The 15,558-nt window shown below is 69.5% G+C and carries 10 protein-coding genes; 4 read left to right on the top strand and 6 right to left on the bottom strand.

Going from position 1 to position 15,558, the window contains the following annotated elements:
* Positions 1-10: 10 nt before the first annotated feature.
* The 3 genes from GJ743_RS19090 to GJ743_RS19100 form a co-directional block, all read right to left on the bottom strand.
* Positions 11-1,153: an ABC transporter ATP-binding protein gene (locus GJ743_RS19090; RefSeq protein ID WP_155053484.1), complete on the bottom strand. Its 1,143-nt coding sequence runs from the start codon at positions 1,151-1,153 to the stop codon at positions 11-13.
* Positions 1,150-2,757, bottom strand: a complete 1,608-nt coding sequence (locus GJ743_RS19095) for an ABC transporter permease (protein ID WP_155053485.1) — start codon at positions 2,755-2,757, stop codon at positions 1,150-1,152. Before GJ743_RS19095 ends, GJ743_RS19090 begins: the two co-directional genes overlap by 4 nt.
* Before the next feature lie 76 nt (positions 2,758-2,833).
* The gene (locus GJ743_RS19100; protein ID WP_155053486.1) at positions 2,834-3,853 is read right to left on the bottom strand and encodes an extracellular solute-binding protein; all 1,020 of its coding nucleotides are present in this window, start codon (positions 3,851-3,853) and stop codon (positions 2,834-2,836) included.
* Between the two features lie 260 nt (positions 3,854-4,113).
* Here GJ743_RS19100 and GJ743_RS19105 point away from each other — a divergent pair, with 260 nt between their 5' ends.
* From GJ743_RS19105 to GJ743_RS19115, 3 genes are read left to right on the top strand one after another with little or no spacing between them, the layout of a single operon-like run.
* Entirely contained in the window at positions 4,114-4,452 is a 339-nt protein-coding gene (locus tag GJ743_RS19105; protein WP_155053487.1) for an ArsR/SmtB family transcription factor, read from the top strand.
* Positions 4,449-4,910 (top strand): SRPBCC family protein, encoded by a 462-nt coding sequence (locus GJ743_RS19110; RefSeq protein ID WP_155053488.1) that lies wholly within the window; start codon positions 4,449-4,451, stop codon positions 4,908-4,910. The genes GJ743_RS19105 and GJ743_RS19110 overlap by 4 nt, the downstream gene beginning before the upstream one ends.
* Complete coding sequence (locus tag GJ743_RS19115; protein ID WP_155053489.1) at positions 4,910-5,470, top strand: dihydrofolate reductase family protein; 561 nt, start codon at positions 4,910-4,912, stop codon at positions 5,468-5,470. The genes GJ743_RS19110 and GJ743_RS19115 overlap by 1 nt, the downstream gene beginning before the upstream one ends.
* 5 nt (positions 5,471-5,475) lie before the next feature.
* On the opposite strand, the gene GJ743_RS19120 is transcribed toward GJ743_RS19115, so the two are convergent.
* On the bottom strand, positions 5,476-6,831 hold the full coding sequence (locus GJ743_RS19120) for an MFS transporter (protein ID WP_155053503.1): 1,356 nt from the start codon (positions 6,829-6,831) through the stop codon (positions 5,476-5,478).
* 181 nt (positions 6,832-7,012) lie between these two features.
* Here GJ743_RS19120 and GJ743_RS19125 point away from each other — a divergent pair, with 181 nt between their 5' ends.
* The gene (locus tag GJ743_RS19125) at positions 7,013-8,104 is read left to right on the top strand and encodes a threonine aldolase family protein (RefSeq protein WP_328289364.1); all 1,092 of its coding nucleotides are present in this window, start codon (positions 7,013-7,015) and stop codon (positions 8,102-8,104) included.
* Positions 8,105-8,909: 805 nt separating this feature from the next.
* On the opposite strand, the gene GJ743_RS19130 is transcribed toward GJ743_RS19125, so the two are convergent.
* Both GJ743_RS19130 and GJ743_RS19135 read right to left on the bottom strand, forming a co-directional pair.
* Positions 8,910-9,599 carry a hypothetical protein gene (locus tag GJ743_RS19130; protein WP_155053490.1) on the bottom strand — a complete coding sequence of 230 codons (690 nt, stop codon included), beginning with the start codon at positions 9,597-9,599 and terminating at the stop codon, positions 8,910-8,912.
* Positions 9,600-9,604: 5 nt separating this feature from the next.
* Entirely contained in the window at positions 9,605-15,529 is a 5,925-nt protein-coding gene (locus GJ743_RS19135) for a PA14 domain-containing protein (RefSeq protein WP_155053491.1), read from the bottom strand.
* Positions 15,530-15,558 lie beyond the last annotated feature (29 nt).

Consider the following 15,558-nt stretch of genomic DNA (forward strand, 5'->3'; position numbering starts at 1 on the left):
GGGCCCGGGCTCACGCCTCCGGGCGGTAGGCGAGCACCGAGCCGTCGACCGACACGCGCACGTCGGTGCCGCGCGGCACGACGCCCGATGCGGTGACCCGGGCGCGCAGCCGCACGCCGTCGGCGAGCGCGAGGGCGAGCATCGCGTCGTGCCCGGTGTACTCGACGTCGGTCACGATGCCGTCGAGCGCGCCGTCGTCCGCGCGGCGGTCGGCGTCGGCGCGATGGGCCGCGGTCGCATCGGCGACGGATGCCGCGTCCGCGCGCACCACGCGGAGCTCCTCGGGTCGCACGAGCACGGTCACGTCGGCGCCGTCCTCGGGCACCAGCCCCGCGGCATCCGCCACCGGGACCGCCCGCAGCCGGCCGATCGCGGTCGCGACCTCGTCGCCGTGCAGGACGCCGGGCAGGAACACCGCGTCGCCGACGAACCCGGCGACCCACGGCGTCGCGGGCGTGCGGTAGACCTCCTCCGGCGTGCCGAGCTGCAGCACCTCGCCGCCGCGCATGACCGCGACGCGGTCGGCGACCGAGAGCGCCTCGGCCTGGTCGTGCGTGACGAGGATGCCCGTGACGCCCTCGGCGCGGAGCAGCTCGCGCACCGCGGCGCGGAGGTCGGCGCGCAGCATCGGGTCGAGCGCACCGAACGGCTCGTCGAGGAGCACGAGCTCGGGGCCGGCCGCGAGGGCCCGGGCGAGCGCGACGCGCTGCGCCTGCCCGCCGGAGAGCTGCCCGGGCGCGCGATGCGCGAGGGGCGCGAGGTCGACGAGGTCGAGGAGGCGCCGCACCTCGTCGGACTTCGCCGCGCGCCGGGCCGCCCGCGCCGAACCGCGCCCGGCGAGCATGCCGAACGCGACGTTCTCGGCCACCGTGAGGTGGGGGAAGAGTGCGGCGTCCTGCGGGACCCAGCCGATGCGCCGCTTCTCGGGGGCGAGGTGGATGCCGTGCGTCGTCACCATCCGCTGCCCGATGCGGATCTCGCCCGACTGCGCGCGGAGCAGGCCCGCGATGGTCCGGAGCAGCGTGGTCTTGCCGCATCCGCTCGGCCCGACGATGGCGAGCAGCTCGCCGTGCGGCACCTCGACGTCGACCGCGTGCAGCACGGGGCCGCCCTCGTAGCCGACCGTCAGGTCGCGCACCTCGAGCCGGCTCATGCGATCGCCTCCCGGGTCGCCTCGCGTCCGGCGCGCGCGTCGGGCGCGATCGCCTCCCGGGTCGCCTCGCGTCCGGCGCGCGCGTCGGAGAGCAGGAACGCGGGCACCGCGGCGACCAGCAGCAGTGCGACCGCGTAGGGCGCGGCGGCGCCGTAGGCGGAGATGTCGGTGCGCTGCCACAGCTCGACGGCGAGCGTGTCGGTGCCCGTCGGGCGCAGCATGAGCGTCGCAGGGAGTTCCTTCATCGCCGACACCGCGGCGAGGAGCGCGGCCGCGAAGATGCCGGGCCGCGCGAGGCGCGCGGTCACCGCCCACCACGTGCGCGCGCGCGAGTTGCCGAGCGTGCGGGAGACGTCTTCGAGCGAGGTCGGCACCTGGCCGGTCGCCGAGCGGATCGAGCCGATGGCCTTCGGCATGAAGAGGATGCCGTATCCGAACGCGAGCACGAGCGCGGTCTGGTAGAGCGCCGGCACGACGCTCAGCGAGAAGAACACGAGCGAGAGGCCGACCACGATGCCGGGCAGGCCGAGCGCGAGGTAGCCCGCCGACTCGATGCCCCGCACCATCCGCCCGCGATGGCGCGCCGCGAGCACGCCGATCGGCAGGGCGAGCGCGACGGCCACGACCGCACCGCCCGCGGAGAGCAGCACGGTGTTGCCGATGGCCTGCGCGAGGTTCACCCCATCGAAGGCCTGCAGCGTCTCGGCGGTGAGCACGCGGCCGAGCAGCACCGCGACCGGGACCACGACGGCGACCGCGGGCACGAGCGCGAGCAGGGCCAGGCCGGGCACGGTCCACGGCCCGAGCCGGGTCATCCGTCGCCGACCCGTCGCGGGCGCGGCCTGGATTCGGCGCGCCGCGCGCCCGCGCGCGACCTGCTCGCCGATCACGACGAGCAGTGCGAGCGCGACGAGGAGCACCGCGAGCACCGCGGCCTCGTCGCGGCTGAAGCTCGCCGAGTACGCCTGCTGGATCGCGGTCGTGAGCACCGGGAACCGGAACAGCGCGACCCCGCCGAAGTCGCTCAGTGTGTAGAGGCAGACGAGCAGGGCGCCCGCGAGCACCGCCGGCCGGATCTGCGGCCACGTGCCGAGCATGAACGAGCCGAACGGCCCGCGCCCGAGCGTGCGGGCGACGTCGTCGAGGCCCGTGCTGCCGATGCGCAGCGCCGCCGCGACCGGGAGCGTGACGTACGGCACCGAGACGAAGCTGAGCACGAGCCATGCCGCCCAGAACCCCTTCATCGACGGCTGCCAGGCGAGCCATCCGTACGCCGCGAGGTACGAGGGCATCGCGAGCGGGAGCGCCGCGAGCACCGCCCACGCGCCGCGCCAGCGCAGTCGGGCGCGGGCGAGCAGGAACGCGCTCGGCACGCCGAGCGCGACCGCGGTCAGGGTGACGGATGCCGCGAGCAGCACCGAGTTGCCGACGAGCAGCGGGATCCGGGGCCGGTCGAAGACCGCGGCGAGCTCGGCCGGGTCGGCCGAGAGCACGCGCACGACGAGGTGGATGACCGGGATCGCCGCGAGCGCGACCGCGACGAGGGACGCCGCGATGAGCCCCCACGGGCGGCGGGGGCTCGGCGTCGCGACTCGGTCGGTCATGTCAGGTCCAGCGTAGGCGTGCGGGGCTGCGTTCCGGCCGGGTCGCCGGGCCGCGGCATCCGCTCGCCCCCGTCGATCAGATGAGGCCGTTGTCGGCGAGCAGCTGCTGGGACTCGCCCACGGAGTCGAGGTCGCTGAGGTCGAGGCCGGGGTTCACCAGCGTGTCGATCGCGGGCAGGCCGTCGGGGGCGTCGACGCCCGGCAGCAGCGGGTACTCGAAGGTCTCCTCGACGAAGTACTGCTGGGCCTCCTCGGAGACGAGGAACTCCACGAACGCGCGAGCGGCGTCGTCGTCGGCCGCGCCGTTCAGGATCGCGGCGCCCGTGACGTTGACGATGCCGCCCGGGTCGCCGGGCAGGAACTTCAGCTGCGCGCGCATGTTGTCGGCGCCGACCTCGGCGGCCTGGCGGAACCAGTAGTAGTGGTTGATGAGGCCGAGCTGCGCCTGGCCGGTGTTCACGAGGTCGAGCGAGGCGAGGTTGTTCTCGGTGAGCTCGGGGTCGTTCGCGGCCATGCCCTCGACCCACGCCGCCGCGGCGTCCTCGCCCTCGAGCACGCGCAGGGCGGTGATGAACGACTGGAAGCTCGCGTTGCCGGGCGCGAAGGCGACCTGGCCCGACCACTCCTCGCCGGTGAGGTCGTCGACCGTGTCGGGCACCTCGTCCTCGGTGAGCTGCTCGCCGTCGTAGGCGATGACGCGGGCGCGGCCGGTGACGCCGATCCACGAGTCGTCCGTCGAGGTGAAGCCGTCGGGGATCAGGTCGGCGAGGTCGGACGGGATCTCGGTCACGAGGTCGGCGTCGGCGAGCGCGCCGAGCGCGCCGGCATCCTGCGAGAGGAACACTTCGGCGGGCGTGCGGTCGCCCTCCTCGAGGAGCAGTGCAGTGAGCTCGGGGGTCGCGGCGTAGCGCGCCTCGACCGTGATGCCGGTCTCCTGCTCGAACTGCTCGATGAGCGGTCCGACCAGGCTCTCGTCGCGGCCGACGTAGACGGTGAGCGTCTCGGCGTCGTCTTCCGGTGCGGTGCAGCCGGTGAGGGCGAGGGTCGCGGCGGCGAGGCCGGCTCCGGCGAGGAGGATTCCGCGTCGTGCGCGCATGGGCGTACTGGCTCCAACGATCGGTGGAAGGTGAGGGCCCGTCGAATGCGGGCGAACTTAGCTTAGCCTCACCTGCGTTCGCACTCGACTCGAGAGGTAACGGTCGCGAACGACCGCACCGAGTGATGCGTGCATGAGAATCCTGCTCATGCAGCCCTGCGAGCAGGCATCGGCCAGATCCTCATGCGCGCGCGAATCGCTTGACGTGCCCCGAGCACCGAGCTATGGTTAAGCACATCATTAATTAAGGAGCTGCTTACATGGCGGATGCCGCGGACGAGCTCAGCCTCGTCTTCCGCGCCCTCGCCGATCCGACCAGGCGTGCGATGCTCTCGCGCCTGCACCGCGGACCGGCGACCGTCGGAGAACTCGCCGAACCGTTCGCGATGAGCCGCCCCGCGATCTCGCAGCACCTCGCGGTGCTCGAGCGCGCCGGGCTCATCGAGCGCACCGTCACCGCGCAGTGGCGCACCTGCACGCTCCGGACGGGACCGCTCGACGACGCGTCCGACTGGGTCGAACGCCACCGCGGCGAGTGGAACGAGCGGTTCGACCTGCTCGATGAGCAACTCCGCAGGATGAGAGGGGGAACCCCATGACCGCGCAGTCCGACGCGCAGTTCACCATCACCCGCATCTTCAATGCGCCCCGCGAACTGGTCTGGCAGGCCTGGACCGAGTCCGCAGACGCGGCGGAGTGGTGGCACCCGCGCGGCATCCTCATCAAGGACGGCAGCGTCTCCGTCGACGCCCGTCCGGGCGGCCGGTACGCCTACACCATGGTGAACCCCGCCGACGGGAGCGAGTACCCGACCGCCGGGGTCTACCGCGAGGTCGACCCGCCGAGGCGGCTCGTCTTCACGTGGGCGTCGCCCGGCGATCCCGACGACACCGCACCCGTCATCACGGTCGACCTGCGAGAACTCGACGACGACCGCACCGAGATGCTGTTCCACGTGCGCGGCTTCCCCGGCGCACCCGGCGACGAGAACGTGTACGACGGCTGGGACTCGGCGTTCGACCTGCTCGGCGAGCAGCTCGCGGCGAGGATCATCTGATGGGCCGGCTCGTCGTCGAGCAGATCGTCTCTGCCGACGGTTACGCGGCCGACGCGGAGGGCGGGATCGGGTTCTTCGAGGCGATTCCCGGCCTCGAGGCGACCGACCACGACCAACTCGAATTCCTCGAGGGCGTCGACGCGATCCTCCTCGGCGCGAACACCTACCGCATGTTCGCGGACTACTGGCCCGACGCCGACCCCGCCGTCGAGGCGGTCGCCGATCCCATCGCGCGATTGCCGAAGCACGTCGTGTCGAACTCCCTCGAGCGAGCACCGTGGGGCGACGGCGAGATCGAGGTGCTGCATGGGGATGGCGCGGCATCCGTCGCCCGCCTGAAGGGTCGGTTCGACGCGATCGTGCTCTGGGGAAGCCTCGAACTCACCGACGCGCTGTTCGCGGCGGGACTCGTCGACGAGCTCCGGCTGCGGATCGTGCCGGTGCTGATCGGGGCGGGCCGGTCGTTCACCCCGGCCTCGCTCGGGGAGCGCCTGCTCGAACTCGACCACGCGTTCACGCACCCGTCGGGGCACGTGAGCCTGCACTACCGGATGCGGTGACGGGGTCAGGCCCGCGGCTCGGTGCCGGCTCGTTCGAGATCGGGCGCGGGTTCTGCGGGCACGGATGACTGCGTGCCCGCGTACGTCGCCGAGAGCAGGCGGTACGACTTCGTCGTGAACGCGAGCAGCGCGAGCACGACCATCGCGAGACCGGCGAACAGGAACACGAGCGCGATGCCGCGCGCGTCGCCCTCGCCGAGCAGCCAGCCCCAGGTCGCCTGCCCCGACGCGCCGTCCATGTACGGAATGATCCAGAACTCCGCGATCGGCGCGATGAGGAAGGCCGTGATCGGCGCCGCCGCCGCCTCGACCGCCGCCGCGAAGCCGAAGACCCGTCCCTGCCGACGGAAGGGCACGACCTTCTGGATCACGGTCTGCTCGGCCGCCTCGACGACCGGGATGAGACACATGTACAGCCAGATGCCGGCCGCGTACAGCCACCACTGCTCGCGGATCGTGAATGCCGCGCCGAGCACGCCCATCGCGACGACCACGAGGAGCATCGTGCGGATCGGGTTGCGGCCGAGCCCGAACTTCGCGATCACGGCGCCACCGATGATGAATCCCGTCGCGGTGACGCCGAGCACGATGCCCCAGACCTCGACCGCGAAGATCGTGAGGCCGTACGGGTCCATGAGCGCCATGTAGACGCCGCCGATGAGGTTGTTGAAAGTCGCGAAGATGATGAGCGCGAACAGCCCGGGCACCACCCGGATGGCGGCCACGCTGCCGCGGACGTCGATCATCGGCGCCCGCTCGCCGTCGTGGGCGGGCTGCGGCTCGGGCACGCGCAGGAAGAACAGGTGCACGAGCGCCACGAGCGTCAGTGCGATCGCGATCGCCAGGGTCCACCCCATGCCGAGGAACCCGATCGCGAGTCCGCTGAACACGCTCGTCACGATGAACGCGACGCCCTGCACGGTGCCCACGAGACCGTTGGCGTTCGCATGCCGTTCGACGGGGACGAGGAGCGTCACGGTCGTCGAGAGCGCGATGTTGCGCATGTGCTCGACGACCGAGCCGAACAGGATGATGCCGGCGAACGCCCAGAACCACGGGCCGCCGAGGTCGACGAGCGCGGACTCGGGCTGCAGCAGGTAGATCCCCCCGGCGACGAGGAACGAGCCGAGCGTCACGAGGCTCGAGAACCGCATGACCTGGAGCTTGCGGTGCCGATCGACGATGGTGCCGAACAGCATCGCGAAGAACGCGATGAGCAGCATGTAGGCGCCGCCGATGATGCCCGTGGCCAGCACCGAGCGCGTCTCGAGGTAGACCCAGAAGGTCAGCGCGAACCACAGGAAGCTCGTCGTGATGTTCGCGAGCGCCGTGTTGACGAGCACCTGGAGGAACGTGCGCATGCCGTTCGCGGGCGGCACCGGCCCCGATGCCGACCCGGCATCCGCTCCGGCGCGTTCGGTCGCCTCGGTGTTCTCGGACATGGGGGTGAGCGTAAGTCGGACCACCGACATCCGGTAGGCCCCGAACCGCTCGCGCACGGGCCGCGAGGAATGCGCCGCGCGCGTCTGGGAGAATCGTCCGGTGACCCACGAGTTCGTTCCCCTCCACGACCGCGAGTTCCGCGGCTTCGCCTCCGACAACTACTCGGGCGTGCACCCCGAGGTGCTCGCCGCGATCGCCGGTGCGAACGGGGGCCATCAGGTCGCCTACGGCGACGACGCGTACACCGCCGACCTGCACACGCTCTTCGCCCGCCACTTCGGCGACCCGGTCGAGGTGTACCCGGTGTTCAACGGCACGGGCGCGAACGTCACGGCGCTGCAGTCGATGCTGCCGCGCTGGGGTGCGGTGATCGCGGCATCCACCGCGCACATCAACGTCGACGAGGGCGGCGCCCCCGAGCGCGTGGGCGGCATCAAGCTGCTGACGGTCCCGACGGAGGACGGCAAGCTCACGCCCGAGCTCATCGACCGCGAGGCGTGGGGCTGGGGCGACGAACACCGCGCGCAGCCGCTCGTCGTGTCGATCACGCAGACCACCGAGCTCGGCACCGCCTACTCCGTCGAGGAGATCCGCGCCATCGCCGACCACGCGCACGAGCGCGGGATGACGCTGCACATGGACGGTGCCCGGATCTCGAACGCCGCGGCATCCCTCGGCCTGCCCCTGCGCGCGTTCACGCGCGACGCGGGCGTCGACGTGCTGAGCTTCGGCGGCACCAAGAACGGTGCCATGCTGGGCGAGGCCATCGTGGTGCTGAACCCCGCGGCACCCGAGGGCCTGAAGTACCTGCGCAAGCTCAACATGCAGCTGTCGTCGAAGATGCGCTTCGTGTCGGCGCAGCTCATCGCACTGCTCGACGGCGACCTGTACCTGCGGAACGCCTCGCACTCGAACGCCATGGCCCGGCGCCTGCGCGACGCGCTCGACGCGGGCATCGCCGCGGGCGAGTTCCCCGGCCTGTCGTTCACGCAGGCGACCCAGTCGAACGGCGTGTTCGCGGTGCTGCCCGCGGGCGTCGCGGATCGCCTGCGCGAGCGCGGCTTCAAGTTCTACGACTGGGATGCCGCGAGGAACGAGGTGCGCTGGATGTGCTCGTTCGACACCACCGAGGGTGACATCGACGCGTTCGTCGCGGGGATCCGCGAGGAGCTCGCGCGCGCCGCGGCCTGACCGGCCCCGGCGCGACTTCCGCACCGCCAACAAGTGCGGGCTACGAATCCTGTTCGCCGCAGGCGGCCTCGAGCCTTGGCAAGCCGTTGCCACCCACGCGTGCCAGGCTCGTCCGGCGAGCACCGCGAAGGCAATCCACGAGATGCCCAAAACGAGATACCGGCTCGAGTCGCCATACCCAAGCCAGAACGTGCTGGTCACGAAGATCACGTTGAGCCCGCTGCTATCGCCATCCCTGATGACCTCTTCCAGATGGCGGCACGATGAGCCGGCTGGCCACGATCGGAGCCATTGCGGCAGGCGGCTCATCCGTGTTCGCAATCGCGGGCGTGGCCGTTGCACGCTACGCCGTGCTCGGTCGGCGGCGGCCGATGCGCGCTGAATTCCGTGCGGATGCAGGGACCGTAGTGCTCCCTCGAATGGGTGCCACGGTGCAGCCTCGCACCTTCGGCCTGCAACTCGGGCGCCGACTCTTCCGCGTTCAGGAGGTCTTGCGGGTGGACACGTCTACCGTCGAGCGCCGCGTCGAGCGCTGCGACCTCGACGGGTCCGCGGAGGTGTACTTCGTGGGTGATGTCTTCGGCTGGGCGAGCCCGCTCGCACGCTCAGCGATCGCGCACACGGGTGAGATGAAGGGTGTGATCGTTGGCGCTAAATGGCGGCGTTCTGTTGTCGCTATCTGTCGCCTCGGACGGCCAGATCCAGCACTCAGCTGGCGGGCCGCGGCACCATGGTGGCCCTATAGGCGGTGGAGCGGGCCACGCCAACGAGGTCGGCGATCTCTGGCTCCGTCATGCCGAGGGACTCACGGCGTGCCGGGGTCCGGCGCAGTAGACGCGGGCCGCCGGAGCAGATTCATGGAATCGATCAAAGAGTCGAGTGCCGTCGCGCGAGGAGCTCCCAAGCCACCAAATCCCCGCCCGACAACGCTGAACTCGATTTTCGTCACCAGTCCGTCGTGAACCACCTCGATGGCCACTCCGCGACCTGAGCCAATGGCTGAGCCTGCACGACTGATCGAGACGATCGACTTCCAGGATTCCTTCCAGACCAGACGAGGCTCCAGGACGCCGCCTCCGAAGAGGCTAAGCCCGGATCGATCCGCAATTACAGACATATCCAAGGGAACCTTCCGTTCGTCCGACTCGCTCGTCAGCGACCGAATTGCTGTTGCCGTCACTTCTTTCCGGACCACACAGAACGACAAGCCCCTCGGCACATCGACAAGAAGACCAATGGCGCGTGCTCTTGAAATACCGACACGGACGATCCCCCAAATGAAGATCGGCGCCCCCAGCGCAGCGAATGCTATCGCCGCCCCGCCCCACCACCGAATCGCATCAGGCAGTAAGGAGGACTCTCCTGCAATCAAGGCAGAGACACATACCACCACAGCGAGGAGAAGCGTGCAAGCGCTCCAGCCGACCGTCTCTCTCCAAACGCGTCGAACGCTACCTCCATCGTCGGGTCTCATTGCGACCTGGATGGGTCCCATCGAACTCATTGTAGGAGTGTGATACCTGAGAAGACGACCTGTGCTTGGAACTCGCCTGAGTACCAACCTGTCGCGAATGGACCGAGGGTTCGACCTGAGTTCGCCACAACGAACCGACTAGCCGCAGCACCGACGCCACCAATCCCGACCGCAGCCAGACCGGCAGCGCAATTCCCTGACCACCCGAAGTGCCCACATTCCATGGCAGCGGCCGCAGCCCCACTCGCCATCGCGACGCCAAGCACCACTGGAGCGGCGACATCGACAACAGGAACCGCTGCGATCGCAACTCCTAGAACCCCGGCGCCAGCCGAAAACTGATTCATGCCGTTGATCGTTAGTCGGATCTTTTCAAGCTGATGCTGCTTCGTGTAGACAACGCGTGAGCTCGATCCACCCGCAAGACATCTACTCGCACTACAGATCCTTCGTCCGTTTGAGACGATGTCGCCGCGCATCTTCCGGTTCGCACCTTGGTTTGTTTTCCAGTGATTGTCGAACTGACCGAACGCGCGCTCACCCGTGAGGTCGAGTTTGTTGATGGGGTCGGCCGGGTAGTCGTAGTTGTTGGTGACGCCGCCTTCGACAGGGTCGATTTCGAGGAATCGGCCGAGGGCGGGGACGTATTGGCGGGCGCCCATCTCGATCGTGGCGATGGTCCCGGCGTGTTCGGTGAGCTTGCGATGCTGGCCAAGCCAACCCCAGTCCCCGTCACCGGGCAGCGTGTCCGGCCCCGCATCATCCGCCGTACTGGTGCCGGTCTGCCCGGTCACAGCGTCGATGGGTTGCCCGAACGGGTCGTACCGGAACACCGTGCTGCGGGTGCCGGCCTGGTCCGCGGTGACGGTGGTGTCGCCGTGGATGTTCGGGTACGACCAGGTCTGCGCACCGTCACTGATGCTGGTGCTGACGGTGACCCCGCCGGGCAGGCCCTGCACGTGCTGGAGGAGGGTGTTCTGCCCGTCCAGGATGAACGCCGGCGCGTCCCCGCCGCCGGTGAACCCGTACCGGATGGTGGTGGTCTCCGGGTTCTGCCCGCCCGTGGTCTGGGTGCGTTGCACGATCCGCCCGGTGACGTCCCGCACGTACTCGACCGTCGTGCCGTCGGTCAGGGTCGTGGTGGTGTGCTGGTCGGTCGCGTCGTACCCGAGCTCCTGGTCGGCGAGCAGGCTGGTGTTCCCGTGCACGTCGTACGCCAGCTCGCTCGCGGTCAGCCCGGCCGCGACCGGGTTCGCGTCCACTACCGCCGCGGGGGTGACGGTGGTGCCCAGGAGCCGGTCGCCTTGGTCGTAGCAGTACGACGTGGTGGTCGGCGTGCCGCTGGTGGGGGTGATGGTCATGCTGGTGCGGTTGTTGTTCAGCCCGGCCTTCGCGAACGCCGGCGCGGCGCACCCGGCCACTTCACCGAACCCGTAGTCGAGGGTTGCTTCGGGCAGGGTGGCCTGGGTGAGTCGGCCGGCCGCGTCGAAGGCGTAGCCCGACGTGAACTGGGTGGTGCCGTCGGTGAGAGTGTTGCCCACGATTCGGCCGGACACCGACCTCGAGACCGTGTCGGTCAGGGTGGTGCCGTCGGTGAACGCCCACGACACGGAGCTCGTGGCACCGTTCGGGTCGCGTTCGATACCGGTCAGCGCGGACCCGTTGCCGGCTCCGCTGGCCGGGTAGTCGACCGTGACCAGGCGGCCGTCGGCGTAGACCGGGTCTGCGAGCACGTCACCACCGGTGGTCACCTTCTCGACGCGCCCGTCGAGGTCGTACTCGAACGCCTGCTCCTGCACGACCGTGCCGCCCGCGTTCGTCGTGGTCACGCTCGTGACCCGGCCCGTCTGCGGGGCGTACTCGGTGGTTGTGGTGTGCCCCCACACGTCGGTGTAGCTGACGGTGCGGCCGAGGAGATCCACCTCAGTCGTGACCCGCCCGTCGGTGGGTGAGCCGGGCAGGTCTTCGCCCTGCGCCCAGGACACGAGCGGGTTCCCGGTGGTCGGGTCGGCGAACCCGAACGACGCCGACCTGCCAGGCATCGCCCCGTCATCCGTCGCGGGTGTGCTCACCTGGGTGGTGCGGCCTCGGGCGTCGAAGGTCGTACACGACCACGCAGTGGAGCCGGTGGTGCGGGTGCCGACGGTGCGGCCGAGGAGGTCGTACGCGTCCTCCGTGGTCACCTGCTGCCCGGACTGACCGGGCTGGGTCTTCTTCCACAGGTACCCGTATTGCGGCGTCGACAACGCCACTCCGCAGATCGGGTCCGTTGCAGACGGGTACTTGGATGCGAGGGTTTGGGTGTCGCCGTAGTACTCCGACGTGAACCCGTACCCGGCGGTCCCGGTCTTGCCGTCCGCGACCGCGGCCGGCAGGTACCGGCCGGTGACCCGGTTGTAGTCCGCGTCGTACGTGGTGTCCGTGGTCAGGTTCAGCCCGCCCGGATCGATCGTGCTGCTGCGGGGCAACCCCAGCCAGGGGGTGCTGCCGTAGCTGGTCGACGTGGACAGCGACGTCACCGCCGCCCCTGTCGGCGCTCCCGCGGGGAGGGCGTCGTCGGTGGTAGTCGAGGTCACCAGCCCGAAGTCCGGCTTCAGCGCACTCCCGGGCACCGTGGTCTTCGAAGACCCCCAGGCGAGCTTGAGTTGCGCGGTCGAGGTGTAGTCCAAGTACTGGATGCGGATGCTGCGGGTGCGTTTGGTGCCGGTGTCGAAGTTCCCGACGCTGGACCAGGTCGCGGCGCCGCTGCGCCAGAAGTCGATGATCTTGACGTCATCGACCCACAGTTGCGCGCCGTCGTCGACGTACAGCCAGAGCTGCTGGGGCCCGTCGGTGGGGAAGGTGATCGTCCCGGTCAGGCGCAGCGACCAGTGGTCCAGGTTCACCCCGGTCGCGGGTACCCCGGTCGAGCCCCAGTTCTTCTCCACCGCCCCGTCGATGCCGCCGATCCCGAGGCTGTACGCGGCGGGTTTGCCGGTCATGGTTTCGTTGTTGAAGTACTCCGCCCGGAGTCCCTGCATGCCCTCGTCGTACCGGGTCGAGGTGTGCGCCGTCGTGGCGGCGCATGTGGTGGGTTGCAGGAAGGTGGCACTGGCGGGGTCGTTGTCGAAGCACTCCGCGGGTGCGGGCCCGTATGTGTCGGTGGGGCGGTCGCGGTCGTCGTAGATCGTGGTCGATTCGATCTGCCATGGGTCGGTGCGGGAGAGCACCTGGTCCTTGGTGTTCCACACCTGATGGGCGGTCAATCCCATCGCGGACTGGTCGGTCAGGGTGCGCAGGCCGTCGTCGAACGTGACGGTGCGGGCGTGCCCGTTCGACGCGCCCTCGTCCGGCACATCCAACCCGGCAACGTCGACGAACGTGCTGCCGGCCTCGTACGTGTACGTCTTCTCCGGCTGCTCGGCCGCGGTGACCCCGTCCGGGGCGGCGAGCGTGACACTGGTCGCCCGCCACGGCGACCCGGCCGTGCCCGGGTCGGCCTGCGCGTAGGTGATGGTGGTGCCGGAGGTCGTCGATGCGGGGTCGCGGGTGGGGTCGGCCGCGAGCCAGTCGTTCTGCAGCGAGTCCCACACCCCATCCAGGAGGCCGCTGGTGGGGTTGTAGCGGAATCGGGCGGTCTCCCCGCCGGGGTCGACGATCTTCGCCAACTGGCCACCCAGGTAGAACAGTTGCGTGGTGTCCGGCTGCCCGGCCACATGCCCGGGGTAGGTGATCTCGCACAACATCCCCGCCGGCGGGGTCGTGTAGCCCGGCGCGGTCGGGCACGTCGTGCCGGAGACCTGGTAGCTGAACTTCACGACCCGCTGGTAGTTCCCGTTGCCGTCCTTGGACAGCGGGTCACGGACCTCCGTGAGCCGGCCCGCGGCGTCGTAGTAGGACAGCGGCGCGGCGGGCTTCTTCAGATCCGCCGGGTAGGTGACACTGTCGAACTGCCCGTCGGCCCGGAACGTGTGGATCGCACCGGTCTCATCGGTGAGGGTGACCTTCTTGTCCTGACCGACGACCAGCACCCCCGCTTCACCGACCGGCGGCTTGTACCCGGCACCGGCACCCGAGCCGACCTTGGTGTACGTGTGTGCGGCGCCGGCGGCGTCGGTCACGGTCACTGAGTTCTCGTTGACGCGGACGCTGGCGTACACGTTGCCTTCACCCGCCAGCGGGGTGGAGGCCTCCCACCCGGCCGGCATCGTGGTCAGCGACCGGGTGAACCAGCTCGCCGGCACCACCTGCTGGGTGCTCTCGATACCGTCCCCGGAACTATCGGTCTGGCGCACCCAGAGTTGCGCGTTCGCCGTGTACGTGCCGTCGAAGTAGTCCATCTCGAACTTCAACGGCGCCGAGCCCGCCTGGACGGTGAGGTCCTTGCTCGCCTCCCAGGTGACCTTGCCGTCCGAGTGCGTGTTCGTGTAGAGGTCGTACACGAAGGCGTTGTCGACCTTCACCCGGGCGCCGTTGTCGCGCACCATGCCGAACTCGTACCGGCCGGGCGGGGCGCTGAGGAACCCGTCCCACCGGACCCGGAAGTTATCCACCGGGACGCCCTCGCCGGGGGACCCGTTGCCCCACAGGAACGAGACCTGCGGATCGATGCGCTGCATCACCATCGTGCCCGCCGACACCGGCAGCGGGTAGGTGACCGTGGACCCGTTCGTGGGGTTGTGGTCGTAGTACTTCCCGACCAGGCCCTGGTTGCTGGCCTGCTGCGAGTTGTAGGTGAACGAGTACCCCATGCTGCCGCCCGCGGCGGTCACCGCCGGGGACCCGAACGAGAGGTTCACGTTCCCGTTGGCCAGGTTCACCGTCACCGGCCCCGCCGTGTCGGTCGGTGCGGGACCGGCCGATCCGACCCGCAGGTCGATCTTGAGCCGGTTCGACCAGTTGACGTAGTACTCCCCGTACTGATCCTTCGTCTTCACCGTCCACGCATACGACCCGCCATCCTGCAAGGTACCCGCCGGCGGCGTCCAGGACGGGCTCGCAATCCACCCCGAGTTCGCGACCGCGCCAGTCAACCCGTCCGTGCCGGTCGCGATCGAGAACTCATAGCCCTCGACGGGATTGCCGGCCCCGTCCGTGACCGCCCCGACACTGAGGGCCGGTTGCAGGGTCGACACGATCGACGAATCCACCGGGCTACTGGTCTCCACCGCGGGCAACCCCGGGGTCGTCGTGGTGAACTTCCACACCGGGCTCTGCCGGATCGTCGACGTCCCGAACGCACCGTCGTATTCGTCGCGGACCTCCAACCGCCACGTGTAGGTCTTGCCGGCAAGCAGAGGTCCGTTCGGAACCGTCACTTCGTTCCCGGAGCTCCCGGACTGCCACTGCGAGGTCCACACCGTACCCGACTCAGGCGTCGTGCCCGTCCCGACCCGGAACCGGTACTGCAACGTCGTACTCGCGGCGGCAGTCGACCCGGACACCTTCAACTCCGGGGTCAGGTTCGTCGTCGCCCCGGACGACGGGGTCGGCGTGGTGCCCGCCTTCGGGAACTCCTTCCACCACACGCCCATCTCGGCGTACGCGTGCTTGTACGTGAACGCAGCAGACTCGTCCCCGCGGAACATCAGATACGCCCCACCCGTGCGATCCCGCACCCACTTCGCGATCGCGTTCGTCAACCGGTCGTCGTTCACCTCGCCGCCCGTCGCGTCGATCCGGATCTGTCCGAGCGTGCCACCGACCCCGTTGTAGTTGAACGCGGTCGCGTGATGCAGCGTCCCATACCGGGTCGTCGTCGTGCTGTCCCCGGACAGCCCGCCGAAGCTGATGCCGACATCGAGGATCTGCTTGCCGTAGAACTGCTCGTAGTTGAACTTCGCGACCGTACGCCAGATGCCGTTCGTGTTCGTGTTGCCCATCTGCAGGCCGTAATTGTGGTTGTACTGCCCGTTCGACTTGTACGCATGCGTCTCGGAGGAGCCTGTCAAGTGGTTTGTGTAAGCGGTCATCGGCGTGGGGTTACAGGTAGGGGTTGATG

Origin of the sequence: Agromyces bracchium (assembly GCF_009709675.1) — a bacterium.
Taxonomy (GTDB): domain Bacteria; phylum Actinomycetota; class Actinomycetes; order Actinomycetales; family Microbacteriaceae; genus Agromyces; species Agromyces bracchium.